We start from the raw sequence: 24,046 nt of genomic DNA, 5'->3' as shown, positions 1-24,046 counted from the left end.
AGTGCAAGACTGGGCACTATGAACGCACGCGCAGGCACCCCGGCCCAGAAATCCGATCTGATCGACGTTGAGGCTCTCATCAGGGCGTATTACGACCTGAAACCGGATGTCTCCGTCGCCGCCCAGCGGGTCGTCTTCGGCACCTCCGGCCACCGCGGAAGCTCGCTGAACACGGCATTCAACGAGAACCACATCCTCGCCACGACGCAGGCGATCGTGGAGTACCGAGCCGGCCAGGGCATCACCGGGCCGTTGTTCATCGGAGCGGACACGCACGCACTCAGCGGACCGGCCACCACCTCGGCGCTCGAGGTGCTGGTGGGCAACGGCGTGCGGGTGCTGGTCGACGAGTTTGCCGACTTCGTGCCCACCCCGGCCCTCTCGCACGCGATCCTGGCCTACAACCGTGCCGGGAACGACGACCAGGCCGACGGCATCGTCGTCACCCCCAGCCACAACCCGCCCATGGACGGCGGCTTCAAGTACAACCCGCCGCACGGCGGACCGGCCGACAGCGACGCCACCTCGTGGATCGCCAACCGTGCAAACGAGATCATCGCCGACGAGATGCGCGCCGTGCTCATGGCAGAGCCCAGCGCAGTGGAGACCTACGACTTCCGTGGCCACTACGTCGACGACCTCGAGAACATCATCGACATGAAGGCCATCAAGGCCAGCGGCATCCGCATCGGCGCCGACCCGCTGGGCGGAGCGAGTGTGCACTACTGGAGCGCCATCCGCGACCGCTACGAGCTCAACCTCACCGTGGTCAACCCGCACGTCGACCCCACCTGGGCGTTCATGACCCTCGACTGGGACGGCAAGATCCGGATGGACCCGTCCAGCCCCTCCGCCATGGCCTCGGTGCTGGCGCACAAGGACGACTTCGACATCCTCACCGGCAACGACGCCGACGCCGACAGGCACGGCATCGTCACGCCGGATGCCGGCCTGATGAACCCGAACCACTACCTGGCCGTGGCCATCGAGTACCTCTACAGCCACCGCGACGGCTGGCGGGCGGATGCCGCGATCGGCAAGACTCTCGTCTCCTCCACCATGATCGACCGCGTCGCTGGCTTCCTCGGCCGTGAGCTGTGGGAGGTGCCGGTGGGCTTCAAGTGGTTCGTCCCCGGCCTGATCGACGGCTCGGTCGCCTTCGGTGGCGAGGAGAGCGCCGGTGCGAGCTTCGTGCGCTTCGACGGCACCGTGTGGACCACCGACAAGGACGGCATCCTGCTGGCCCTGCTCGCGGCCGAGATCGTGGCCGTCACCGGCAAGTCCCCCAGTGTGCGCTACGCCGAGCTCGCCGAGCACTTCGGCGCTCCGTCCTATGAGCGCATCGACGCCGTGGCCACGCCCGCGCAGAAGGCCGCTCTCGGCAAGCTCGACGGCGCCGCCATCACGGCCACCGAGCTCGCCGGCGACAAGATCATCGGCGCACTCAGCAACGCGCCGGGCAACGGCGCCGCGATCGGCGGCGTGAAGGTCTTCACGGAGTACGCCTGGTTCGCCGCACGGCCCAGCGGCACCGAAGACGTCTACAAGATCTACGCGGAGTCGTTCAAGGGCCCGGAACACCTCAAGCAGGTGCAGGTCGAGGCGAAGGCCATCGTCGACGCCGCGATCAGCTAGCCCGAACCACTGACTGGCCCATTTTTGCTAGTGCGGGACCCCGCTCAACTAGCAAAAATGGGCCACTCTTGTGTGTGCGGGTGGGGCTAGGGGATGCTCCAGTAGTACGCGGTGCCGCCCGGGTGCTTCTCGGTGATCGCGTAGTCCACCGAGCGGTAGTCGGTGTCGTCGGTGTGCCCGGCGTAGTAGATGACGATGTTGTCGCCGCTGCCCTCGATCTTGGAGACGATGGCGGTGTGGTCGCGGTCGCCGGAGTTGTCCCAGTCGAACTGCACGACGTCACCGAGCTTCACCTGGTCGCGCTGGTCGTCGGTGAGGGCGGTGGCACGGCCGGAGTCGGCCAGGTAGTTCATGAAGGCCGTTGAACTCACCCAGGGTGACGAGAAGTCGAAGTCCGAGCCGGTGCCGGATGCCCACCAGGCGTCGTCCATCGCCCAGCCGCGTTCGATCAGCGACTGGCTGGTGAAGTTGACGCAGTCGGTGCCGGTGACCACACCGTATTCGTCGGTGTTGTAGTCGGACCAGTAGGTGAGCGCGTAGTTCAGTTGCGCCTGCACGGCGGTGTCCACGGCGACGGGTTCCGCTGTCGCCGCCGGCGTCTCGCGGGGCTCGGCGGTGGCCGTGGTCGTGTCGGTTGCCGGTGCCGCGGCGTCGGTCTGTGCCGTGGAGACTCGGTCCTGGCCCGATGTGGCCAGGGCCACACCTCCGACGCAGATTCCGCCTATAACGAGGGCGACGACACCGATCCGTGCTGGTCGAGCTAAAGCCACAACTACCTCTATTCGGGGGGGCGAATTCTCAAGCCAACCACATGATCTTCAGAAGTGTCTGGGACCACGCCATGAGCCGCCGATGAGGTGGGCCGGTTAGGCGACGCTCCAGTAGGTGACGCTGCCGCCCGACAGCGCCAACGATTCGTCGACCGAGCGGTAGTCGGTGTTGTTGGTGTGTCCCGCGTAGTAGATGTCCACCCCGGTCGAGGTTTGCTCCACCCGGGTCACGATCCCCGTGTGGTCCTTGTCGCCCGAGTTGTCCCAGTCGAACTGCACGATGTCGCCAACCTTCACCTCGGCGCGCTGCGCGGCGGTGAGCGGGGTGGCCCGCTCCGGGTGCGCGGCGAGGTAGGCGGCGAAGGCCGTGGAGCTGGCCCAGGCCGAGCTGTACTTTCCGGCGACGTACGACCAGTCGGCATCCATGGTCCAGCCGCGGGCGATGAGCGACTGGCTGGTGAAGTTGACGCAGTCGTTGCCGGAGATCGACCCATAGGCGGCCGAGTTGTAGTTCTGCCAGTGCGCGAGCACATAGTCGATCTGTGCGGTGATCCGCGGGTCGGGCACATAGGTGAAGGTGAGCACGGGCGGGTCGGTCGTGGCGGCGGACGTCGACGGCACGGTGATGGCGGCGTCGGCCGTCGGCTCGATCGCGTCGGTGAGGGCGGCCGTGGCGGCGGCGCTGGCAGAGGTGGTGTCGACGCCGGCCCCACCGGCCACCGCGACGGCCTCGCCGGTGCTGGCGTAGAGGCTCACCGCCACCGAACCGGTGCTGAGGCCGGTGGCGGCGGGGGTCTGCAGGGTCACGGTGTCCGTAGTCGCCGACACCACCTGGGCTGGATTCTCGCCGAAACTCGCGCTCGTGACATCGGCCAGGTCGGTGCCGGTGACGGTCACGACGGTGCCGCCGGTGACCGGGCCGGCCGGACTGCCGTCGGCGGCGACAACGGCGCTGCGCACGATCGGCTGCGCCGGTTCCACCACGGTGGGCATCGTGATGGTGGCGCTGGGCGTGGGCGTGGGCGTCGCGCTGGCCACCGCAACATCAGCGCCGGCCGCGGCCCGCACATCCCCAGGAGCGATCGAGAGTCCGGCGATGATCGCCACGATGGTGCTGCCGGCCGTGAGGCTCGCCACGATGGCGAGGTGGACTCTGCGCTGGGTCCTTTTACGTTGGCGGCTGAGCTGGCGTCTGGTGGCGGGCTGGGAGGCAGGAGGTAGAACGGGGCGCACAGAATCGTTTCTCGTCGGCGGGGTGGGGACCCGTTAGGGAAACATCCGCCGATGGTAAAACCCTGTGGAAAACCTCCACAGTCCATGCGTGGGTATGGAGTCAGCCGTATGACGGCGCGGCCGGCAGGCCGAAGAATTCTTCGAGAGTACTCACATTGGTGTTGTGCATCTCGGTGGCCAGGTCGATCCCGATGTAGCGAAAATGCCAGGGCTCGAATTCGTACCCGGTGATCCCGACCTTGTCGGCGGGGTACCGCAAGAGGAAACCGAATCGCCAGGCGTTGGCGGCCAGCCACTGGCCGTGCGGGGTATCGCCAAAGCAGGCATCCAGCGAACACTGTGGGGGCTGGGCGCTGATGTCGATGGTCAGCCCGGTCTGGTGCTCGCTCGTTCCCGGGCGGGCGGTGCTGAGGTCGGCGCCGGCCTGGCCGAGGTTGGCGACGTCGCCGTCGTAGACCCGCGTCTGGGCCTCGAAGCTGCGGTACGCGCTCTGCGACTGCAGGGCCAGCCCGGTTTCGGCCGTGAACGCGGCGAAGAGAGCAACGACAGCGTCGGATGCCTCCTGCCGGAGCTTGGGCGGGTTGGCGAACGGAACGGGCACGTCGACGAGGTCGGCGGGAGCGTAGTCCGTCGGGTTGAGCGGGCGCAGCTTGTCCACGACCACCCAGATGCTGTTCGGATCGTCGATCGAGTGGGCCGCGCGGTCGAAGGTGGGCGCCGGAGCGGGTTCCGGCGACGCCGTGGGAGACGGTCGCGGGGGCTCGGTCGGCGCCGTGGACGCCGACGTGGACGCCGGCGAGTGTCCGGCCGTGGCAACGGTGCTGTTCGGCCCGGTCAGAGCGGACACAGCCACGACGGTGATGACCGCCACGATGACAAGGCCGACTCCTGCGGCGAGAGCGCGACGACGGCGCACGCGCGGTGACGCCCCCCGGCGCGATTCTTCTGACACGTTGCAGAGCCTATCCTGGGTCGGCGACCTCGTGGTGCCCGTTCCGGCGTCGGGGGAATTCCGCCGGCCGACCTCCTGTTGTACCGAGTATGCGAATTGTTATAGCTGGTGGACATGGAAAAATCGCGCGCTTCCTCACGCGGGCCTTGTCGGGCGATGGACACACCGTCGTCGGACTGATCCGGTCGGAGGAGCAGAGCGCCGACCTGCTGCTGGATGGCGCAGAGCCCGTGGTGCTCGACCTGGAGAACAGTTCGGTTGACGCACTCGCCGCCGTTCTGGCCGACGCGGATGTGGCCGTCTTCGCGGCCGGAGCCGGTGCGGGCAGCGGCGACGCCCGCAAGGGCACCGTCGACCTGGGCGCCTCGGTGCTGCTGGCCGATGCAGCCGAAGCCGCCGGCGTGCCCAGGTTCGTGCAGATCTCCTCGACCGGCGCCGACCTGGTGCGCGATGGCGCCATCCCCGACGATGTGCCGGCAGACTTCGTCACCTACCTGCAGGCCAAGCTCGGCGCCGAGATGGACCTCGTGCGCCGCGACCTGGCCTGGACCATCGTGCGCCCTGGCACCCTCACCGACGACGAACCCACCGGCCTGGTCCGCCTCGAGCGCACCGGTCCGGACGAGAGCGGCGCCGTTCACCCCGAACCGCAAGGCAGCATCCCCCGTGCCGACGTGGCCGCGGTGCTGGCCGAACTCATCCGCACCGGAGCCGGCGCGCGCACCACGCTGCACCTCATTTCCGGGCCGGCCACCGTGGCCGAAGCCGTGGAAATCTTCGCCTGAGTCGCGGGCGCCTCTCCTCCACAGGGTGAGGGTGAACGACCTTTCCCCACCTGGGTTTTCGGGCCTGTAAGTATCGGTGGTGGGTGGTTCGCTGTTCCTATGGCCACCCCAGATGCCACACCCGAAGACAGCACAAACGCCGCCGGGGATCCCATGGAGGATCCCACGGTGGTGGCGATCCGCGCGGTCATCGACCCGCTGATCGAGAACGAGAAGGTGATCGCCGCCGGGTACGCCGAACGCGCCCGGCTGCTCGCCGAACTGGACCGGCTCGGCCACCAGCCCCGCATCATCCGCGGGCTCTGCGGTGACCCGGTCGAGTCCGGCCGGGACGACCCCGACACCCAGGCCCACGGGCCGGCCTGGAACGACGAGGAACTCTCCCGCCGCTGCATGGCCGCCGAAGCCGCCGGGGTGCTGCGGGTCACCGCGACCACCGCGGGCAGCATGGTCTTCAACGCCGCCCGCCTCACCGACGACCTCCCCCTCTTCCACGCCGCGCTCACCCGGGGCAGCATCACCTGGGGCCACGCGATGAAGATGCTCGACCTCACCGAGGGTCTGCCCGAAGAGATCCTGCCCGTCTTCGAAGCGACGGTGCTGCCCGCAGCGGAGACACTCACCTCCACCCAGTTCGTGCGGGTCGCCGGCCGCATCCTCGACCGCATGCACCCGGTGCCCCTGCAGGAGCGCGCGAACGCCGGCTTCGTGAAGCGTCGCGTGGTGATGAAGCCCGACGTGGACGGCATGGCCTGGCTGAACGCGTACCTCAAGGCCGACGACGCTCAGGCGATCTACGACCGGCTGACCCTCATCGCCACAGAGGTCACAGACGACGCCGATACCGACCCGGCGACGGGCACCGACGCAACAGTTCCGGGTCGCACGAAGGACCAGCGCCGCGCGGACGCCTACCGCGACCTGCTCCTGGACGGCGTCGGCCCCACCGGGCTCGGCCACGGCATCCGCGGAACCGTGCGCCTCACGGTGCCGGCGCTGACGCTGCTGGACCGGAGCGACGAACCGGCGATTCTCGAGGGCTACGGACCCATCGACCCCGAGACCGCGCGGCAGATCGCGGGCACCGCGACCAGCTGGACGCGGGTCCTCACCCACCCCGAGACCGGCTGCCGCCTCAGCGTGGGCCGCGAGCAGTACGCACCGCCGGCGGACATGCGCCGCTACCTTCAGATCCGCGACCAAACCTGCCAAGGAATCGGCTGCAGCCGACGGGCCACGCTCAGCGAGATCGACCATACCCAGCCGTGGAACACCGGCGGCGCGACCAGCGTGGACAACCTCGTGCACCTCTGCAAACCCTGCCACCGGCTCAAACACCAGTCCAGTTTCAGCACCAGCCAAGGCCCCGGCGGCGCCCTCACCTGGACCACCCCCGGCGGCAAGAAATACACCTTCGCACCCGCGAAAACCGACCCCGCGAACTACCCCGGACGTCCGCTCGGCCGGGTCAATAGAACGGTGGCGGTACCCGTTGTTCCTCCGCCCCCGCGTGAGGATGAGGGCCCGCCACCGTTCTAGCTTTAGTGAGCCGTTGACCGGCTCTCTCGATCAGCCCTTGACGGCTCCCGCCATGATGCCCGAGATGAGCTGCTTGCCCGCCAGCACGAAGAGTACGAGCAGCGGGAGAGTGGCCAGCACGGCACCGGCGAGCACGACCGAGTAGTCGATGTAGCGAGCGGACTGCAGCTGACTGAGCGCGACCTGCAGGGTGGGGTTCTGCGGCGAGACGATCATCGGCCAGAGGAAGTCGGTCCAGGCCATCATGAAGGTGAACAGCGACAGGATCGCCATCGCCGGACGGGCGGCGGGCACGGCCACGTTCCAGAAGGTCGTGATCATGTTCGCGCCGTCCACACGGGCTGCCTCGATGAGTTCGTCCGGGATGACATCGACGAGGTACTGGCGCATGAAGAACACGCCGAAGGCCGTGACGAGAGTCGGGACGATGATGGCGCCGATGGACCCGGTCCAGCCGAACTGACGCATCAGGATGAACAGCGGGATGATGCCCAGCTGGGTGGGAATCGCCATCGTCGCGACGACGAAGACCATCAGGCCGTTGCTGCCGCGGAACCTCAGCTTGGCGAAGGCATAACCGGCGAGGGTGGAGAACGACACCACCGAGACCGTGATGATCGTCGACACGATCACGCTGTTGAGCAGGGCCTGCCAGAACGGGATGGTGTCGAAGACGACGGCGACGTTGTCCCAGAACTGCCCGCCCGGCAGCAGGGGCGGCCAGTCCTGCGACAGGACCGACGAGGGACTCGCGCCCACGACGACCGACCACCAGAGCGGGTAGGTGCCGCCGGCGAACAGGGCGATCAGGATGCCGTAGGTGAGGAAGCCCGGCCGGCGGTCGATTCCGAGGCCCTTGTGCTTGGTCTTCTTGGGCGCTGTGGCGGGCACCGAAGCGGGCACGCCCGACGCGCTCTCTGGGCGGGTGATGGTGTCGGTCATGCGCGGGGCTCCTTAGCGCCGTCTCGGAGCGTGCGACGCAACGCGCGCTTCTGTCTCTTGGACTCTGAGCGTGAGTCCGTCGTCGCAATGCGGTTCGAAATCATGAAGTTGAGCAGACCGAACGCCACGATGATGAGGAAGAGGATGAAGGCCACAGCTGAGGCCTTGCCGAAGTTCTGCCTCTGGAAAGCCATCTCCCAGAGGTAGAGCACGGTGGTTTGGAATTGCCGGTGCGCTCCGCCCGCGGTGGAGCTCGTTGCGTCGTAGAGGCGCGGCTCGGTGAAGATCTGCAGGCCGCCGATGGTGGCCGTGATGATCACGAAGATCATGGTGGGGCGGATGCTCGGCAGGGTGATCGAGAAGAACCGGCGCACGAAGCCTGCCCCGTCCAGGGCGGCTGATTCGTGGATGTCCCGGGGCACAGACTGCATCGCAGCGAGCAGGATGAGGGCGTTGTACCCGGTCCACCGCCAGTTCACCATTCCGGCGATTGCCAGGTGGCTGGGCAGCACATCGGTTTTCCAGAGAATCGGATCCACGCCGACGAAGCTGAGCAGGTGATTCACCAGGCCGCTCTGCTCGCTGAACATGCTGGAGAAGATCAGGGCGACGGCCACCGGTGTCACGACGTAGGGGATGAGCACGCTCATGCGCCAGAAGGTCTTGGCGCGCAGGTTCTGGTCGAGGATAGCGGCGATGGCCGTGGCGACGACGAGCTGCGGAATGCTCGAGAGCAGGAAGATGCTCATGGTGTTGAACAGTGAGTTCCAGAACAGAGGGTCAGCGAGTTCTGCGCTGTAGTTGTCGAAGCCGACCCACTCCCCCGGTCCGCTGAGCAGGTTCCAGTTGTTGAGGGACACCACGAAGGTGTAGACCAGCGGGAACAATCCCACCAGACCGAACAAAACGAAGAAGGGCGAGATGTACAGGTAGGGCGAGAGCTTCACATCCAGGCGGCTGAGCCGGTGCTTATAGGTGAGGGCGCTCGCGCGGCCGGGACGCTTGAGAGGCGCGGGAGCGCTGATCTCTGGTTCGAGTGTTCGTGTCATGGTGGCTTTCTGCCTTCGAGCCGGGCTCCCCGGTGCCTGCGTGCGGCGCCGGGGAGCCCGGCAAGAGCGGATTTTTGCTACTACTTGTTGGTGATGAGCTGGTCGAACAGGGTCATGGCGTCATCCCATGCCTTGTCTCCGGCCACGCCCTGGTCGAGCGAGATCGCGGACGGTCCGAAGACCTGCTCCTGGATCGTGGAGTCATCCGGGCCCTTGAACTGGGCCTTCACTCCATCGGCACGCTTGGTGAGGATTTCGGCGATCGGCGCGTCATTGAAGAACGCGGAGACACCGGTCGCCTCGGCGAGGGCGGGATCCGTCTGCGCGGCAGTGACGCTCGGGAACGGGCCCTGGGCCTTGAACTCGGCGACCTGCTGGTCGGCGTCGGTCAGCCAGGCGGCCAGGTCGGCAGCTTCCTGCGGGTGCTTCGACTGCGTCGGAACGGTCAGGAACGAACCACCCCAGTTGGTTGCGCCGCCGGGGAAGACGTCGGCGAAGTCCCAGCCTGCGGTCGCGCCGGTGGCGTCGCCGCCCGCGGTCTCAACCTGGCCCTGGACGACTCCGAGCATCCAGCCCGGGCACATGAACGTTGCGAAGGTTCCGTCGGTGAACGACGAGCCCTTGTTCCAGTCCCACTGGGTCTGCTTGGCGGAGAGGCCGGCCGCGTTGGCGTCGGCGAGCTTCGTCCAGGCCGCCTTGAGGTCGGGGTTGTCGACGACGTTCAGTTCGCCGTCAGCGGTGTAGTAGCCCTCGTCCATCTGGTTCACCATGGAGTTCCAGATGAAGCCGGACTGGTCGAACCAGGCCTTGCCGGTGGCCTTCTGGTACTGCTCGCCGAGGGCGAAGTAGCTGTCCCAGGTGGCGTCCGCGCCGCCGAGCAGAGCCGCGACCTCGGTGCGGTCGGTGGGCAAGCCGGCTGCGGCGAAAGCTGCGCTGTTGTAGCAGAGGCCCTCCGGGCCGATGTCGGTGCCGTACGCGATGATGCGGCCGTCCTTGTCGGTGCCCTGTTCGAGCTTCCACGGAACCCAGCGGTCCTTGATCTTGTCTGCGCCATAGTCGGACAGGTCGACGAACTGGTCGGAAACGGTCTGGATCGAGCCGAGCCAGCCCTCTTCGACGGCCAGGACGTCGGAGAGTCCGCTTCCGGCGGCGATCTTGGTGAAGGCATCCGTGCGGGCGTTGCCGCCGGTGTCGATGTTGTTGGCCTTGATCGTGATGCCGGGGTTGTCCGCCTCGTACTGTGCGTAGAGGTCGTCCATGCCCATGCTGCCGAACGTGGTGACGGTCAACTCGATCGCGTCGTCGCCGCCGGCGGTGTCGGTGCCTGCCGACGAACAGCCTGTTGCGATGAGGGCGAAGGATGCGGCGCAGGCTACTGCGGCGCCAACCTTGGTGCGTTGTGAGAACTTCACTTTCACTCCTTTGTGTGCGTGTGCTGCGAATGCAAGACATACGTGCCGTGGTGAGAGCGCTCTCATTTCGCATCGTGAGAGCGCTCTCATCAATCACCGTCACCCTAGGGCAGTTGTGCAGAGCTTGTCAAGGCGACGGCTCTGCGCGGGCGATCCACCGGCGCGTCGCACCCGCGACCACCGACGCGCGCCGTGCGCGCGACACCGGCGGTGCCAGCGCAAATAGAATGACGCCATGACATTGGGAACCCGGAGTGCGCGTCCGCCCCAGCCGACCCTCGAGATGGTCGCCGCCGCTGCCGGCGTATCCCGGGCCACGGTCAGCCGGGTCGTCAACGGCTCCCCGAAGGTGCGGCCGGAGGTGGTCGAGTCGGTCAACGCCGCGATCGAGCGCCTCAACTACGTGCCCAATCGCGCCGCCAGATCCCTCGCGAGCCACCAGACCCAGTCCGTCGCCCTCGTCGTGCCCGAAGACATGACGAAGTTCTTCGGCGACCCCTACTTCGCCGCGGTCGTGCAGGGCATCACCAACCGCCTGGACGAGAGTGACTACACACTGAACCTGCTGGTGGCATCCAGCGACCCGCGGCACAAGACCATGCGCTACCTCCGGTCGGGCAACGTCGACGGCGCGCTCGTGATCTCCCACCACACCGGGGACGACTTCGTGGACAACCTCGAGTCCACCATGCCCGTGGTCTTCGGTGGCCGGCCCACGAACCACTCGGGCGCCGACAACTACTTCGTGGATGTCGACAACGTCGCCGGGGCGATCAGTGGCGTGCAGCACCTCATCGACATCGGCCGGCGCCGCATCGGAACCATCACCGGCCCGGTTGACATGCCCGCCGGAATCGACAGGCTCACCGGCTTCACCCAGGCCCTCGACCATGCCGGCCTCGTGGCCGCGGCTGTCGAGCACGGCGACTTCACGGCTGCCGGCGCCGCGGCCGCTACCCGCCGCCTGCTCGCCGAGAACCCGGACATCGACGCCCTGTTCGTCGCGAGCGACCTCATGGCGGTCGGCACCATGGGCGTGCTGGCCGAACAGGGCCGGTCCGTGCCCGGAGACATCGCCGTGGTCTCCTTCGACGACAGCCCGGCGGCCGTCTCCGGCCCGATCTCGCTGACCACGGTGAGCCAACCGTCGCGGGAGATGGGCTTCGCCATGGCAGACCTGCTGCTGCGCCTCCTGGCCGACGACGAGACGGTTCCGCACCACAACTTCATGCCCACCCGCCTGGTGCTGCGCGAATCCGCCTGACCTGGCTGGCTCGCGCCGCTAGTCCAGCTGCGGCATGACCTCGCGGGCGATGAAATCCAGATGGTCGAGGTCGGCCAGATCCATGATCTGCAGGTAGACGCACTCCACGCCGTCGGCCGCGAGGGCACCGAGCCTGTCGACGACCTCGCCGGTGGTTCCGGCGATCCCGTGTTCGCGCAGCTCCGCGGGCTCCCGGCCCACGGCCGCGGCCCGGCGGGTGAACTCGGCCTCGTCGGCTCCGGCCACCGCGATGAGCGCCGCGGAGTAGACGAGCTCCTTCGGGTCGCGGCCCACCGCCTCGCAGGCGGCCCGAACCCCGGCGAACTTGGCCGGGATATCGGCGAAGTCAGGGAACGGCAGATTGAACTCGGTGGCGAACCGGGCAGCCATCGCCGGGGTGCGCTTGGCACCGCCGCCGCCGACGATCACGGGCACCCGCGCCTGGGTGGGCTTGGGCAGGGCGGGTGAATCGACGAGGGTGTAGTGCTCGCCCGCGAAGCTGTAGCTCTCGCCGACGGGAGTACCCCACAGGCCGGTGATCACCTCGAGCTGCTCTTCGAGCATGCCGAACCGCTTGGCCGGGAACGGGATGCCGTACGCGAGGTGCTCCTGCTCGAACCAGCCGGTGCCCAGCCCGAGCTCCACTCGGCCGCCCGACATCTGGTCGACCTGGGCCACCTGGATCGCCAGCACCCCCGGCGGCCGGTAGGTGACCGACGACACCAGGGTGCCCAGGCGGATGCGTTCGGTCTCGCGGGCCAGGCCGGCCAGCGTGGTCCAGGCATCCGTGGGCCCGGGCAGCCCGGAGACGTGGTCGCCCATGGCGAGGTAGTGGTCTGAGCGGAAGAAGGCATCGAAGCCCAGCTTCTCGGTGGCCTGCGCCACCGCCAGGAGGTCGTCGTAGCTGGCGCCCTGCTGGGGCTCGGTGAAGATGCGGAGTCTCATGCTCCCAGTCTTGTGGCCCGGTCGTCGTCGACGAAATCGACGTCGGGCAGAGCGCCCAGCCGCTCGTGCATCACGGCGAGGCTCTCCGGATTCTGGTCGATCAGCAGGAATCGGCGACCCAGGGCGGCCGCGACCGCGCCCGTCGTGCCGCTGCCGGCGAAGAAGTCCAGCACCCAGTCACCCTCGCGGCTGGATGCCTGGATCATGCGGCGCAGGATGCCGACGGGCTTCTGGGTGGGGTAGCCGGTCTTCTCCTTGCCCGTCGGCGACACGATGGTGTGCCACCAGACGTCAGTGGGCAGTTTGCCCTTGGCCACCTTCTCCGGCGTGACCAGCCCGGGCGCCATGTACGGCTCGCGATCGACGGTGCTGGAATCGAAATAGTACGCTCGCGGATCCTTCACGTAGACCAGGATCGTGTCGTGCTTGGTGGGCCAGCGGTTCTTCGACTTCGCGCCGTAGTCGTAGGCCCAGATGAGCTCGTTGAGAAAGCAGTCCCGGCCGAAGAGGGCGTCGAGGAGCACCTTGGCGTAGTGCGCCTCCCGGTAGTCCAGGTGCAGGTAGAGCGTGCCGTCCTCGGCCAGCAGCCGCCAGGCCTCGATCAGCCGGGGCTCGAGAAAGGCCCAGTAGTCCTCGAACTGGTCGTCGTAGCCGAGCAGGTCACCCTTGATGCGCTCATAGCGCTGGCCTTTGAACCCGGTGATGGTTCCGGTGGCGTGCGCCCCACTGGCCAGGGTGCTCCGCACCGAGGTGGTGGCCTGCCGCTTCTGGGTGCGGCCGGTGTTGAACGGCGGGTCGAGGTAGATGAGGGTGAACGCGCCGTCGGGCAGCGTGGGCAGGATCTCCAGGTTGTCGGCCTGGATGACGCGGCTGGGAGAGAACTGAGTCCACGCGTTTGGCATTCCCTCATTCTGTCAGTCGGCCTACGCTGATCCGATGACGATCGACAAGATGACACGTGAGGGCTCTGCCGCTGGGGACGCTGCCGCCGAGGTTGTGCACGAACCCGATCTATCGCGATACACCCTGTGGCTGGACGGAGAACCCGCCGGGCTCGCCGACTACCGGATCGTGGGCCAGGAGATGCGGTTCACGCACACCGAGGTGGACCCCGCCAAGCGGGAGCACGGTCTGGCGGGCATCCTCGTCGAGCAGGCGCTTGACGACGTGCGCATCCGCACCGGCCTCACCGTGGTGGCGGCCTGCCCGTTCGTCGCCGACTGGATCGACCAGCACGCCGAATACCAGGACCTGCTCAGCCGCGGCCGGTAGCGGTCAGGGAACGCGGCCGATCCACTCGTCGGTGCTGAACTTGCTCTCCACGAGATCGGCGGCCTTGGCGTACTCCGCCTCGGTGATCTCTCCGGGAACGGCCCCGTAGAGGCTCGTGAAGGTCTGCTTCATCCGGTCGATGATCTCGGCCCGGCTGAGGCCGGTCTGGCTGCGCAGCGGGTCCACCCGCTTGGCTGCACTCGTGATGCCCTTGTCGCTGAGCTTCTCACGGCCGATGCGCAGCACCTGCACCATCTTCTCGCCGTCCATGTCGTAGCTCATGGTGACGTGGTGCAGCACGGCGCCGCTGCCGAGGCGCTTCTGGGCCGCTCCGCCGATCTTGCCGGTGGGGCTCGTGATGTCGTTGAGCGGCTGGTAGTGAGCGTCGATGCCGAGCGACTTGAGCGCTGTGATGACCCACTCGTCGAGGAACGCGTAGGAGTCGGCGAAGGTCATCCCGTGCACAAGATCGGTGGGCGCGTAGATCGAGTACGTGATCACCGAGCCGGCCTCCATGAACATGGCGCCGCCGCCGGAGACCCGGCGCACCACGGTGAATCCATGCTTCTCGGCGTTGACCTGGTCGACCTCGTTCTTCAGCGACTGAAAACTGCCGATCACGACGGCAGGTTCGTTCCACTCCCAGATGCGCAGCGTGGGCTTGCGCCGGCCCTCGCCGACCTCGACGGCGAGCACCTCGTCGAGCGCCATCTGCATCACCGGTCGCTCCGCCTTGGTGTGGATGAGCTGCCACTCGTAGTCGCGCCAGCCGCTGGCGTGGGCGAGCGAACGGCGGATGGCCACGGCCACCGACTCCGGCGAGAAGCCGAGCAGGGTGGCCTGGGGCGGCAGCGCAGCCCGCACCACACCCGCGATGGTGGCGGCGTCGCTGTCGGCGGCCAGGCCGTTCACCGCGGCGTTGATGTCTTCGAGGGCATCGTCGGGCTCGAGGAAGAAGTCACCGGCCAGGCGGAAATCGGTGATGACGTTGTCGACAACGTCGAGATCGACCACAACGAGTTTGCCGCCAGGAACCTTGTATTCACCATGCATGGAGCCCAGCCTAATCGTCGACAGAACCGTCCTGGACGGAGGCGGGAAGGTGGCTGTCCAACCAGCCGACCAGGTCGGCCAGCACCTCGTCGCGGTTGGTCTCGTTGAAGACCTCGTGCCTGGCGCCCGGGTACACGATCAGGCGCACATCACGCACGCCTGAGCGGCGGGTGTAGGCGTCCACGAGCTTCCTGGCGCTGCGCTCTCCGCCGACGGGGTCGTCGCCGCCGACCTGGATGAGCACGGGCAGGGTCGGGGGCAGCCGCCTGGCGGGACGGCCGAGAATGCGGGCGGCATCGCGCAGGCCGAAGAGCTTGGCCAGCGGCACGCTGGTGGTGAGCGGGTCGGCCACGAACGCCGCCGCGACGGCCGGGTCACGGCTCAGCCACTCTGCGCCCGTCGTGCCGAGGTGCTTGTGCCTGGCATTGAGGTCTCCGCTGTTGAGGAAGCCGGGCCAGCGGTAAGCGGTGCCGGTGAGCACGACGGCCTGATAGTCCTGCGGATACCGGTTGATGATCATCTGCGCCATGAACGAACCCCAGCTGTGGCCGAGCAGTACCAGGGGTACCGGCGGATGTCCCTGCTGTGCTTGAGGGGCCGCGGCCTGCCGGATCACGTCCGTGAATCTGTGCACGGCGGCCACCGCCGCGCGTAGTCCACCGGGGCCGAGCCGGCCGAGCCGGCCGGCGTCGCCGCCGTGCTGCAGCATCCCGGTCTGGCCGTGGCCGCGGTGGTCGTCGGCGTAGACCGAGTAGCCGGCCGCGTTCAGCGCGCGGGCCACCTCCCGGTAGCGCAGGGCGTGCTCCCCCACGCCGTGAACGAGCTGCACGATGGCGCGCGGGTGGTCAACGGGCCAGGCGTAGTAGACGATCGGAACGCCATATTCATCGGTGAAGGTGGGCACGGCCTCATTCTGCCGCACAACCCCCGCACCTGTCCCGCCCCCGTTTTCGTCCCAACTGTTCCCCATGCAGACAAATGCGTCCGGCACACCGGGCGCAGTTGTCCGGAACGGGAACAGATAGCGCAATCAGACGAGCGGGGAATCATTAGCATGGCTAATTTGTTAGGCTAAGTAATCATGACTCTTCTTCCTGGGCACACCGCCCCCGCCGCTGCCCCCCACGCCAAGCGACGCACCGTCGCGGAGTTGAGCCATGACTTCCGGCTCGCCAACGGCAGGCTCGCCCGCCGGGTGCGACAGGAGCAGGCCGACAACGAACTCACCAGCGGCCAGTTCTCGGCCCTCGGCGCCGTGTTCAGGCTGGGCCCGATGACCCTCAGCGCGCTCAGCGACGAAGAGCGGGTGACCCCGCCGTCGATGAACCGCACCGTCAACGCCCTGGTCGAAGCCGGCCTGGTCGACAGGGCCGGGTCGGCCGAGGACGGCCGCAAGGTCGTGCTCACGGTCACCGACACCGGGATGACAATCGTGCGTGAGACCCGCAAGCGCCGGGACGACTGGATCGCCCAGCGCATCCTGCGCCTCACTCCCGAGCAACGCCAGGTCTTGGCCGCCGCCACCGAAATCATGAAGGAGCTCTCCAACAGTTGAGTGCAATGTTCCGCTCCCTGAGCGTGGTCAATTATCGGATCTGGTTCGCCGGCGCCCTGGTGTCCAATGTGGGCACCTGGATGCAGCGCACGGCCCAGGACTGGATCGTGCTGACCCAGCTCACCGACCACAACGCCACCGCGGTCGGCATCGTCATGGCCCTGCAATTCGGGCCACAGCTGCTGCTGATGCCCTGGTCGGGGCTTATCGCCGACAGGTTCGACCGGCGCAAGCTGCTGATGCTCACCCAGACCCTGATGGGCCTGCTCGCCCTGGGGCTCGGGCTCATCACGGTGACCGGCGTCGTCGAGCTCTGGCACGTCTACCTCTTCGCGTTCGGCCTGGGCGTCGTGGCTGCCATCGACGCGCCCGCCCGGCAGACCTTCGTCTCCGAGCTCGTGCCCGACGACAACCTGTCCAACGCCGTAGCGCTCAACTCAGCCTCCTTCAACGGGGCGCGACTGATCGGCCCGGCCGCCGCCGGCCTGCTCACCGTCGCCGTCGGCGCCGGCTGGGTGTTCCTGATCAACGCCATCACCTTCGGATTCACGGTCTTCGCGATGACGCTGCTGCGTACCAAGCAACTCCGCTCCCAACCCAGGGCCCCCGCGAGCGCGGTCAGTTGATGGCCGGATTCCGCTACGTCTGGAAACGCCCCGACATCGTCGCCGTGCTGGTCACCGTGTTCCTGGTGGGCACCTTCGGCTTCAACTTCGCCATCTTCACCTCGACCATGGCCACCGTTGAATTCGGCATGGGAGCCAGCGAGTTCGGCATGCTCAGTTCGATCATGGCGGTGGGCAGCGTCGCCGGCGCCCTGCTCTCGGCCCGGCGCAACCGGCCCCGCATGCGGCTCGTGGTGGGCGGCGCCTTCTTCTTCGGCCTCACCTGCGCGATCGCCGCCGTGATGCCGAGCTACATCACCTTCGCGATCTCCCTGGCCTTCGTGGGGCTCACCTCCCTCACCCTGATGACCACGGCAAACGCCTACGTGCAGACCACCACCGAACCGGCCATGCGCGGCCGGGTGATGGCGCTGTACATGGCCATCTTCGCCGGCGGCACCCCGCTCGGCGCCCCGCTGGTGGGCTGGGTCGCCGACCAGTACGGCCCGCGCTGGGCCATCGGCGTGGCCGCGGTCTCGGGCCTGCTCGCCGCCGCCGCCGTGCTGTTCTGGATGATCAGGTACCAACGCCTGCGCGTGCGCATCCGCCCGCGCACGTCGTCCCGCTCCGCCCGGCTGCTCGTGCGGCACCGCGGCGACGGGCACCCGCTCACCTCGGCCATCCGCGTCGTCTCGGACAAGGCGGATGCCGCCAGGCGCGACCGCGACCGCGAGACGGCGACCCGCGAAATCGCGGTCGTCGAGGCGACCAGCCCGCGCTGATTCCGCGCTGATTCCGGGGGCTTCCGGGAGTAGACTTCGAACACTGAAACGATTCAATAATCGGTGTCGACGATAAGGAAGTCACGACTAATGAGCAATCGAATGATCTGGAACCAGACCGCCCACTTCGGTGCGGGGGCGATTCGGGAGATCCCCGGCGAACTCGCTAACCGCGGATTCACCAGGGCTTTTGTCGTGTCGGATCAGGTCCTCGTCGACACGGGCGTGACCGGCAGGGTCACCGCGCTGCTCGACGCCGCCGGCTTCCCGTACGAGGTCTACTCCGACGTCACGCCGAACCCGCCGATCGAAGCCGTGCAGAAGGGCGTTGCCGCGTTCGCCGCCTCCGGCGCCGACGTGCTGATCGGGATCGGCGGTGGCTCGCCGCAGGACACCTGCAAGGCGATCGGCATCATCACCCGCAACCCCGAGTTCGCCGATGTGCGCAGCCTCGAGGGCGTCGCCGCCACGAAGTACCCGGCCGTGCCGATCATCGCCGTGCCGACCACCGCCGGCACCGCCTCTGAAACCACGATCAATTACGTCATCACCGATGTCGAGCGCTCACGCAAGTTCGTCTGCGTCGACCCGCACGCCATCCCGGTGGTCGCCGTGGTCGACTCCGAGATGATGTCGAGCGCACCGCGCTCGCTCAAGGTCGCGACCGGACTGGACGCGCTCACCCATGCCATCGAGGGCTACACCACCAAGGGCGCCTGGGAACTCTCCGACCTGTTCCACCTCAAGGCCATCACGACCATCGCCGAATCCCTCCGCGCCGCCGCCGACGGCGACCCGGACTCCGCCGACCGCATGGCGCTCGCCCAGTACATCGCCGGCATGGGCTACTCCAACGTGGGCCTCGGGCTCGTGCACGGCATGGCCCACCCGCTCGGCGCGTTCTACAACGCCCCGCACGGCGTGGCCAACGGCATCCTGCTGGCGCCGGTGATGGCGTTCAACGCCGAGGCCACCGGCGAGCGCTTCCGCGACATCGCGGTGGCCTTCCGGGTGGCCGGCGCGGCCGAGCTGCCTCTCCAGGATGCCCGCACCGCGGCCGTCGAGGCCGTGTCGGCGTTCGCCCGCGCGCTGGGCAACCCCACCACGCTGCGCGAGATCGGCGCCAAGGAGGCCGACCTGCCGGCCCTCGCCCAGTCCGCCTTCGACGACGTCTGCACCGGCGGCAACCCGCGCGACGTGACCGTGGAGCAGATTTTGGCGCTGTACACGTCGATCTACTAGGCCCGGCCAGCACACCGAAAAGCGTCCGACCCGCGAGGGCCGGACGCTTTCGTGTTGTTGCGGTTACTGCCGAACCAGCGACCGGGCCGGGGTGAAGGCAACGGGTACGAAGCTACGGGCCACGAGGGCGCGCAGTTCTTCGAGGGATCCGTTGACGAGCCCCTGGGCGCGGGCCTGGATCAGCACATTTCCGATCGCCGTGGCCTCCACCGGGCCGGCCAGCACGGGCAGGCCCAGGCGGTCGGCGGTGAGCTGGCAGAGCAGGCGGTTCTGGGAGCCGCCGCCCACGATGTGCACCTCGCGAACGGTCTTGCCCGAGAGCAGGCTGGCCTGCTGCACACCGCGGGCGAACGCATCCGCCAGGCTCTCGAGGATGCTGCGCACCATCTCGGCCTTCGACCGGGGCGGTTCGAGGCCGTTCTCGACGCAGTACGCCCGGATGCGGGCGGGCATGTCCCCCGGCGCCAGGAAACGCTGGTCGTCGGCGTCGAACACCGCGACGGGCCCGGTCACGGCCGCGGCTTCCCGCAGCAGGTCGGCGAGCACGATCGGTGCGCCGTCCAGTTCCCAGCTGCGGATGGACTCGCTCAGCAGCCACAGGCCCATCACATTGTGCAGGTAGCGCACGCGGCCGTCGACGCCGCCCTCGTTGGTGAAATTCGCCGCCCGGCTGGCGGCGCTGAGCACGGGCCCGTCGAGCTCGACACCCACCAGGCCCCAGGTGCCGCAGGAGATGTAGGCGAAGTCGTCGCCGGTGGCGGGCACCGCGGCGACGGCGGAGGCGGTGTCGTGCGAGCCGATCGCCGTGACTTCGATCGGGCGGCTGGAGCGGATCTCGGCCGCCACACTGGGCAGCAGGCTGCCGATCCGAGTGCCGGCGTTCACGAGCGGAGGGAACAGGCTGCGGTTGAAGCCCAGCAGGCTGATCAGGGCCTCGTTCCAGTCACCGGTGCGCACGTCGAGCAGCCCGGTGGTGGAGGCGTTGGTGCGTTCGGCGGCGCTGACACCGGTGAGCCAATAGGTGAGCAGGTCGGGAACGAGCAGAACCTGGTCAGCCAGGTCCAGGGTGCCCGCGTCTAGGTCAGCCCGAAGCTGGTAGAGCGAGTTGAACGGCAGGAACTGCAGCCCGTTGGCCTCGTACAGCTCGGCCGGGCCGCTCAGCGCGTGCACGGTCTCGACGGCCGGCCGGGTGCGGTCATCGCGGTAGTGGTACGGCACCTGCAGCATCCGGCCCTGCCGCAGCAGCGCGTAGTCCACGGCCCAGGAATCCACCCCGATGCCGACCAGCCCGGGTTCCGCGGCGACCGCCGCCGTGAGCCCGGCCAGCACGTTGCGGTACAGCTCCGAGATGTTCCAGTGCAGCGACACCCGGCCGTTCTCGTTCACCGGGGTGGGCCCGTTCGGGAAGCGGGCCACCGACCGCAGGCGCAGCTCGTTCTGCCCGACGTGGCCGAGCATCACCCGGCCGCTCGTGGCGCCGAGGTCGACGGCCGCGACGACGGCGTGCGGCATCAGGCGCCCCAGCTGGCCTGCTGGCCGCCGACCCGGTCGGCCGAGATCTTCTCCTGGTAGCCGGATGCGGCGTACGCCTTCATCGGGTCGCCGGCCAGACCGCGGGACTCGCGCCAGGCGGCGAGGTCGGGGCGCACATCGGCGTAGAAGGCATCCATAAGGATGCCATTGGCGCCGAGCACGTCCTCGTTCGCCTGCGCCGTGGCGAGGGCGTCGGCGTCCACCAGCAGAGCGCGGGCAGTCATCTCCTGCACGTTCAGCACCGACCGGATCTGGCCGGGGATCTTCTCCTCCACGTTGTGGCACTGGTCGAGCATGAACGCCACGGTGGAGTCGGGGCCGAAACCGCCGCCTCGGATGACCTCGTAGAGGATCCGGAACAGCTGGAACGGGTCGGCGGCACCCACGATGAGGTCGTCGTCGGCGTAGAACCTGGAGTTGAAGTCGAACGAGCCGAGCTTTCCGAGCCGGAGCAGCTGCGCGACGATGAACTCGATGTTGGTGCCGGGGGCGTGGTGACCGGTGTCCAGGCACACCATCGCCCGGTCGCCGAGGGCCGAGACCTGGGCGTAGGAGGTTCCCCAGTCGGGCACATCCGTGTGATAAAAAGCGGGCTCGAAGAACTTGTACTCGAGCACCAGGCGCTGGTTCTCGCCGACCCGGGCGTAGATCTTCGCCAGTGAATCGGCGAGGCGGTCCTGGCGGCCGCGAATGTCGCCCTGGCCGGGGTAGTTGGTGCCGTCGGCCAGCCACACCTTGAGGTCGCGGGAGCCGGTCGCGTCCATCACGTCGATGCACTCGAAGTGGTGGTCGATGGCCTTCTGCCGCACGGCCGCGTCGATGTGGGTGAGGCTGCCGAACTTGTAGGCGTCGTCCTGGAAGGTGTTCGAATTGACGGTGCCGAGCTTCACGCCGTGGTCTTCGGCGAAACGGCCGAGCTCGTCGTAGTCGTCCACCTTGTCCCAGGGGATGTGCAGCGCGACGCTGGGCGAGAGCGCGGTGTAGGCATTCACCTGGGCTGCATCCGCGATCTTCTCCTGCGGGGTGCGCGGAGTGCCGGGGGTGCCGAACACCTTGAACCGGGTACCCGAGTTGCCGAAGGCCCAGGAGGGCAGTTCGATGGCCTGGGTTTCCAGGAGGGAGAGAGTTTCCGGGGTGAGCGTCATGGCAGGCGTGCGCCCTCTGGGATCACGATGTGGTCCAGCTGCAGGATGTTCGGCGTGCCCAGCGCGAGTGCGCCGTGCAGCACCTGAGCGTTGGCTTCGACCGCAACGGCGACCTTGAAGGCGCCGGCGACATCCTCGCCGACCGAGAGCATGCCGTGGTTGCCCCAGACGACAGCGTTGGTGTCGTCGCCCATCAAGGCCGCGCTCAGTTCGCCGAAGTCGGTGTTGGTGGAGAACTCGAACGGCATGATCCGCACGGCACCCTTGGCGTAGAGCACCATGTTCAGCAGCACGGGGTCGATGGTCTTGCCGACGGCGCCGAACATGTTGGCGTAGGGCGATTCGGTGTGCACGATGGCGTTGACGTCGGGGCGGCGGCGGTAGTGCGCGAGGTGCACATCCGTTTCGGTGGAGGGGAACAGGTCACCCTCGAGTACGACGCCGTCGTAGCCGACGACGACCATCTGATCGATGGTCAGCACGTCGTAGCGGATGCCGGACGGGGTGATGACGATCGCCTCGTGCTCGGGCAGCCGGATGGAAATGTTGCCCTGGGTGTTGAAGTTCAGTCCGGTGCGCACCGACTCGCGGCACCAGTACAGAATCTCTTCTCTCAGCTCGTTGCTTGCCCTGCTCATGGGAATCCTCGTCCTTTGATTGAATCGTTTCAACACAAGGAGCATAACCCCGGAAGCCGGAGCGGGTCAACTCCGCCGCGGCGCACGCCGAACAGCCCTCGACAGAGGCCCGTGTGCACCCGAAAACGGGTCGCCGATCCTCGCGATCGCCCCAGCCCCGTTCGGCTCTGGGCGTCAGCCGCCAGTGGAGGCGCGCACCACCAGCTCGGGCTGGAACACGATCTGCTCCGGCACGAAGGCCTCGCCGGCCTCGGCCTCGCGCAGCAGCAGGTCGACGGCCGTCGAGCCGATCAGGGCGCTCGGCTGCCGGATCGACGACAGCGGCACGACAGCCGCTGACGCGAAGGCGATGTCGTCGTAGCCGATCAGGGCGATCTCCTCCGGCACGCGCACATCGCCGAACATGCTCAGCGCCTGCAGAACGCCGAGGGCGAGCAGGTCGTTGGCCGCGAAAACAGCGTCCGGCCGGGCATCCACCGGCCGCGCCAGAAGGCCTTCGCCCACCCGGCGGCCTTCGAGAACCGAGAGTGACGCGGTGTCAAGCGACTCGAGCGAGACGCCCGGATGTTCGGCGACCGCCTTGCGGGCGCCCTCCAGCCGGTCGGTCACCTGACGGATGCTGTGGGGCCCGCCGACGAAGGCCAGCCGGGTGCGCCCGACGGCAATCAGGTGGCTCGCGGCCAGGTAGCCGCCCGCCACGTCATCGACCGCCACAGACGAGAAGCTGCGATCCTCGGTCTGCCGGTCCACGAGAACCGTGGGGGTGCCGCGCCGTCGCAACCGTTTGAGCTGCTCGCCGCTGTCGCCGAGGGGGGAGATCAGCACGCCGTGCACCCGCTGCTCCTCGAACAGGTCGAGATAGGCGCTTTCGCGCTCGACGGTCTCGTCGCTGTTGCCCAGCAACACGGTCAACCCAGCCTGGGCGGCGCGGTCTTCCGCGCCTCGGGCGAGGTCGGTGAAGAAGGGGTTGCCCACGTCGAGCACGACGAGGCCGATGCTGCGGCTGCGACCGGCGCGGAGCTGGCGGGCCGCGTCGTTGCGCACGAAGCCGAGCAGCTCGATCGCCGCCTGGACCCTGGCGACCGTACCTGCCGAGACCTTGTCCGGCCGGTTGAGCACATTGGAGACCGTGCCCACCGAGACTCCGGCCTCGGCCGCAACCTCGCGCACACTGATTGATGCCACCGGTTCTCCTTCGCCGCGAATCCGATTGCAGTTTAGCGGCCGGTCAGTGAAACGATTCGTTTTGGCCCGCCGCGGCTTGCGGAGAGCACATCGACACGTCATGATTGAATCGATTCATGTCATTTTCCCCCAGAAGCAGAGGTCCTCAATGACGAGCGTCAGCCACCGCGAGCGTGTGTGCTTCCAACTGCAGGTGAAGCCTGAACTCATTCCCGAATACACCCGGCGGCACGCCGCGGTCTGGCCGGACATGCTGCGCGCCCTGGCCGCCACCGGCTGGCACAACTACTCCCTGTTCCTGCGCGCAGACGGCCTGCTGATCGGCTACCTCGAGACCGACGACCTCGCGGCCGCGCAGGCCGGCATGGCGGCGACCGAGGTCAACAAGCGCTGGCAGGCCGAGATGGGTGACTTCTTCGTCGCCCTCGACGGCGCACCCGACACCGGATTCCTGCAGCTGACCGAGGCCTTCAACCTCGAGAGCCAACTCGCCGCCCTCAACGCCTGACC

General features: G+C 67.9%; 22 protein-coding genes and 1 pseudogene. 9 read left to right on the top strand and 14 right to left on the bottom strand.

Annotated features, from left to right (window positions below; all coding sequences use genetic code 11):
* The first annotated feature begins 18 nt into the window (after positions 1 to 18).
* Positions 19 to 1,635 (top strand): phosphoglucomutase (alpha-D-glucose-1,6-bisphosphate-dependent), encoded by a 1,617-nt coding sequence (gene pgm / locus BJQ94_RS00965; RefSeq protein WP_265398969.1) that lies wholly within the window; start codon positions 19 to 21, stop codon positions 1,633 to 1,635.
* Positions 1,636 to 1,721: 86 nt separating this feature from the next.
* On the opposite strand, the gene BJQ94_RS00960 is transcribed toward pgm, so the two are convergent.
* The 3 genes from BJQ94_RS00960 to BJQ94_RS00950 all read right to left on the bottom strand — a co-directional run bounded on the left by BJQ94_RS00960 (position 1,722) and on the right by BJQ94_RS00950 (position 4,590).
* Positions 1,722 to 2,405: an amidase domain-containing protein gene (locus BJQ94_RS00960; protein ID WP_275875533.1), complete on the bottom strand. Its 684-nt coding sequence runs from the start codon at positions 2,403 to 2,405 to the stop codon at positions 1,722 to 1,724.
* Positions 2,406 to 2,501: 96 nt separating this feature from the next.
* Entirely contained in the window at positions 2,502 to 3,542 is a 1,041-nt protein-coding gene (locus tag BJQ94_RS00955; RefSeq protein WP_265398971.1) for an amidase domain-containing protein, read from the bottom strand.
* Between the two features lie 196 nt (positions 3,543 to 3,738).
* Entirely contained in the window at positions 3,739 to 4,590 is an 852-nt protein-coding gene (locus BJQ94_RS00950) for a D-alanyl-D-alanine carboxypeptidase family protein (RefSeq protein WP_265398972.1), read from the bottom strand.
* 89 nt (positions 4,591 to 4,679) lie between these two features.
* Here BJQ94_RS00950 and BJQ94_RS00945 point away from each other — a divergent pair, with 89 nt between their 5' ends.
* Together BJQ94_RS00945 and BJQ94_RS00940 are read left to right on the top strand one after the other, a co-directional pair.
* Positions 4,680 to 5,375, top strand: a complete 696-nt coding sequence (locus BJQ94_RS00945; RefSeq protein ID WP_265398973.1) for an NAD(P)H-binding protein — start codon at positions 4,680 to 4,682, stop codon at positions 5,373 to 5,375.
* Between the two features lie 99 nt (positions 5,376 to 5,474).
* Positions 5,475 to 6,914: an HNH endonuclease signature motif containing protein gene (locus tag BJQ94_RS00940; RefSeq protein ID WP_275875532.1), complete on the top strand. Its 1,440-nt coding sequence runs from the start codon at positions 5,475 to 5,477 to the stop codon at positions 6,912 to 6,914.
* Between the two features lie 30 nt (positions 6,915 to 6,944).
* Here BJQ94_RS00940 and BJQ94_RS00935 read toward each other — a convergent pair whose 3' ends face one another.
* From BJQ94_RS00935 to BJQ94_RS00925, 3 genes are all read right to left on the bottom strand, one after another.
* On the bottom strand, positions 6,945 to 7,856 hold the full coding sequence (locus BJQ94_RS00935; RefSeq protein ID WP_265397706.1) for a carbohydrate ABC transporter permease: 912 nt from the start codon (positions 7,854 to 7,856) through the stop codon (positions 6,945 to 6,947).
* The gene (locus BJQ94_RS00930) at positions 7,853 to 8,905 is read right to left on the bottom strand and encodes a sugar ABC transporter permease (protein ID WP_265397705.1); all 1,053 of its coding nucleotides are present in this window, start codon (positions 8,903 to 8,905) and stop codon (positions 7,853 to 7,855) included. Before BJQ94_RS00930 ends, BJQ94_RS00935 begins: the two co-directional genes overlap by 4 nt.
* A gap of 80 nt (positions 8,906 to 8,985) precedes the next feature.
* Positions 8,986 to 10,317 (bottom strand): extracellular solute-binding protein, encoded by a 1,332-nt coding sequence (locus BJQ94_RS00925; protein WP_265397704.1) that lies wholly within the window; start codon positions 10,315 to 10,317, stop codon positions 8,986 to 8,988.
* Between the two features lie 235 nt (positions 10,318 to 10,552).
* Between BJQ94_RS00925 and BJQ94_RS00920 the strand changes: the two genes are divergently transcribed.
* Positions 10,553 to 11,581 carry a LacI family DNA-binding transcriptional regulator gene (locus BJQ94_RS00920; RefSeq protein WP_265397703.1) on the top strand — a complete coding sequence of 343 codons (1,029 nt, stop codon included), beginning with the start codon at positions 10,553 to 10,555 and terminating at the stop codon, positions 11,579 to 11,581.
* 18 nt (positions 11,582 to 11,599) lie between these two features.
* On the opposite strand, the gene BJQ94_RS00915 is transcribed toward BJQ94_RS00920, so the two are convergent.
* Positions 11,600 to 12,526, bottom strand: a complete 927-nt coding sequence (locus tag BJQ94_RS00915; RefSeq protein WP_265397702.1) for an LLM class F420-dependent oxidoreductase — start codon at positions 12,524 to 12,526, stop codon at positions 11,600 to 11,602.
* Positions 12,523 to 13,428, bottom strand: a complete 906-nt coding sequence (locus tag BJQ94_RS00910) for a DNA methyltransferase (protein ID WP_265397701.1) — start codon at positions 13,426 to 13,428, stop codon at positions 12,523 to 12,525. Before BJQ94_RS00910 ends, BJQ94_RS00915 begins: the two co-directional genes overlap by 4 nt.
* Positions 13,429 to 13,462: 34 nt before the next feature.
* Here BJQ94_RS00910 and BJQ94_RS00905 point away from each other — a divergent pair, with 34 nt between their 5' ends.
* Positions 13,463 to 13,798, top strand: a complete 336-nt coding sequence (locus tag BJQ94_RS00905; protein ID WP_265397700.1) for a GNAT family N-acetyltransferase — start codon at positions 13,463 to 13,465, stop codon at positions 13,796 to 13,798.
* A gap of 3 nt (positions 13,799 to 13,801) precedes the next feature.
* Here BJQ94_RS00905 and BJQ94_RS00900 read toward each other — a convergent pair whose 3' ends face one another.
* Complete coding sequence (locus BJQ94_RS00900; RefSeq protein ID WP_265397699.1) at positions 13,802 to 14,851, bottom strand: biotin/lipoate A/B protein ligase family protein; 1,050 nt, start codon at positions 14,849 to 14,851, stop codon at positions 13,802 to 13,804.
* Positions 14,852 to 14,861: 10 nt separating this feature from the next.
* Positions 14,862 to 15,755, bottom strand: coding sequence for an alpha/beta fold hydrolase (locus BJQ94_RS00895; RefSeq protein ID WP_265397698.1), 894 nt, complete (start codon positions 15,753 to 15,755; stop codon positions 14,862 to 14,864).
* A 177-nt stretch (positions 15,756 to 15,932) separates the two neighbouring features.
* Here BJQ94_RS00895 and BJQ94_RS00890 point away from each other — a divergent pair, with 177 nt between their 5' ends.
* The 3 genes and pseudogenes from BJQ94_RS00890 (at position 15,933) to fucO (ending at position 19,035) form a co-directional block, all read left to right on the top strand.
* Positions 15,933 to 16,406, top strand: a complete 474-nt coding sequence (locus BJQ94_RS00890) for a MarR family transcriptional regulator (RefSeq protein ID WP_265397697.1) — start codon at positions 15,933 to 15,935, stop codon at positions 16,404 to 16,406.
* Between the two features lie 5 nt (positions 16,407 to 16,411).
* A pseudogene (locus BJQ94_RS00885) lies at positions 16,412 to 17,793 on the top strand (MFS transporter).
* 90 nt (positions 17,794 to 17,883) lie between these two features.
* The gene (gene fucO / locus BJQ94_RS00880; protein WP_265397695.1) at positions 17,884 to 19,035 is read left to right on the top strand and encodes a lactaldehyde reductase; all 1,152 of its coding nucleotides are present in this window, start codon (positions 17,884 to 17,886) and stop codon (positions 19,033 to 19,035) included.
* Between the two features lie 63 nt (positions 19,036 to 19,098).
* Here the strand turns inward: fucO and BJQ94_RS00875 are convergent, their stop codons facing one another.
* From BJQ94_RS00875 to BJQ94_RS00860, 4 genes are all read right to left on the bottom strand, one after another.
* Entirely contained in the window at positions 19,099 to 20,547 is a 1,449-nt protein-coding gene (locus BJQ94_RS00875; RefSeq protein WP_265397694.1) for a rhamnulokinase family protein, read from the bottom strand.
* Positions 20,547 to 21,713, bottom strand: coding sequence for an L-rhamnose isomerase (gene rhaI / locus BJQ94_RS00870; protein ID WP_265397693.1), 1,167 nt, complete (start codon positions 21,711 to 21,713; stop codon positions 20,547 to 20,549). Before rhaI ends, BJQ94_RS00875 begins: the two co-directional genes overlap by 1 nt.
* Entirely contained in the window at positions 21,710 to 22,351 is a 642-nt protein-coding gene (locus BJQ94_RS00865; protein WP_265397692.1) for a class II aldolase/adducin family protein, read from the bottom strand. The genes rhaI and BJQ94_RS00865 overlap by 4 nt, the downstream gene beginning before the upstream one ends.
* A gap of 174 nt (positions 22,352 to 22,525) precedes the next feature.
* Positions 22,526 to 23,536 (bottom strand): LacI family DNA-binding transcriptional regulator, encoded by a 1,011-nt coding sequence (locus tag BJQ94_RS00860; RefSeq protein ID WP_265397691.1) that lies wholly within the window; start codon positions 23,534 to 23,536, stop codon positions 22,526 to 22,528.
* Between the two features lie 148 nt (positions 23,537 to 23,684).
* Here BJQ94_RS00860 and BJQ94_RS00855 point away from each other — a divergent pair, with 148 nt between their 5' ends.
* Positions 23,685 to 24,044 (top strand): L-rhamnose mutarotase, encoded by a 360-nt coding sequence (locus BJQ94_RS00855; RefSeq protein WP_265397690.1) that lies wholly within the window; start codon positions 23,685 to 23,687, stop codon positions 24,042 to 24,044.
* Positions 24,045 to 24,046 lie beyond the last annotated feature (2 nt).

It is taken from the genome of Cryobacterium sp. SO2 (assembly GCF_026151165.2).
Lineage (GTDB): Bacteria > Actinomycetota > Actinomycetes > Actinomycetales > Microbacteriaceae > Cryobacterium.
Note: the sequence above shows the minus strand (reverse complement) of the source record. Positions and strands in the feature narration are given on the sequence as shown.

What these genes read in the sequence shown, in the direction of transcription:
- pgm (WP_265398969.1), top strand. Translation starts at nt 19, where the DNA reads ATGAACGCACGCGCAGGCACCCCGGCCCAGAAATCCGATCTGATCGAC.
- BJQ94_RS00945 (WP_265398973.1), top strand. Translation starts at nt 4,680, where the DNA reads ATGCGAATTGTTATAGCTGGTGGACATGGAAAAATCGCGCGCTTCCTC.
- BJQ94_RS00940 (WP_275875532.1), top strand. Translation starts at nt 5,475, where the DNA reads ATGGCCACCCCAGATGCCACACCCGAAGACAGCACAAACGCCGCCGGG.
- BJQ94_RS00935 (WP_265397706.1), bottom strand. Translation starts at nt 7,856, where the DNA reads ATGACCGACACCATCACCCGCCCAGAGAGCGCGTCGGGCGTGCCCGCT.
- BJQ94_RS00930 (WP_265397705.1), bottom strand. Translation starts at nt 8,905, where the DNA reads ATGACACGAACACTCGAACCAGAGATCAGCGCTCCCGCGCCTCTCAAG.
- BJQ94_RS00920 (WP_265397703.1), top strand. Translation starts at nt 10,553, where the DNA reads ATGACATTGGGAACCCGGAGTGCGCGTCCGCCCCAGCCGACCCTCGAG.
- BJQ94_RS00915 (WP_265397702.1), bottom strand. Translation starts at nt 12,526, where the DNA reads ATGAGACTCCGCATCTTCACCGAGCCCCAGCAGGGCGCCAGCTACGAC.
- BJQ94_RS00910 (WP_265397701.1), bottom strand. Translation starts at nt 13,428, where the DNA reads ATGCCAAACGCGTGGACTCAGTTCTCTCCCAGCCGCGTCATCCAGGCC.
- BJQ94_RS00905 (WP_265397700.1), top strand. Translation starts at nt 13,463, where the DNA reads ATGACGATCGACAAGATGACACGTGAGGGCTCTGCCGCTGGGGACGCT.
- BJQ94_RS00900 (WP_265397699.1), bottom strand. Translation starts at nt 14,851, where the DNA reads ATGCATGGTGAATACAAGGTTCCTGGCGGCAAACTCGTTGTGGTCGAT.
- BJQ94_RS00890 (WP_265397697.1), top strand. Translation starts at nt 15,933, where the DNA reads ATGACTCTTCTTCCTGGGCACACCGCCCCCGCCGCTGCCCCCCACGCC.
- fucO (WP_265397695.1), top strand. Translation starts at nt 17,884, where the DNA reads ATGAGCAATCGAATGATCTGGAACCAGACCGCCCACTTCGGTGCGGGG.
- BJQ94_RS00875 (WP_265397694.1), bottom strand. Translation starts at nt 20,547, where the DNA reads ATGCCGCACGCCGTCGTCGCGGCCGTCGACCTCGGCGCCACGAGCGGC.
- rhaI (WP_265397693.1), bottom strand. Translation starts at nt 21,713, where the DNA reads ATGACGCTCACCCCGGAAACTCTCTCCCTCCTGGAAACCCAGGCCATC.
- BJQ94_RS00865 (WP_265397692.1), bottom strand. Translation starts at nt 22,351, where the DNA reads ATGAGCAGGGCAAGCAACGAGCTGAGAGAAGAGATTCTGTACTGGTGC.
- BJQ94_RS00855 (WP_265397690.1), top strand. Translation starts at nt 23,685, where the DNA reads ATGACGAGCGTCAGCCACCGCGAGCGTGTGTGCTTCCAACTGCAGGTG.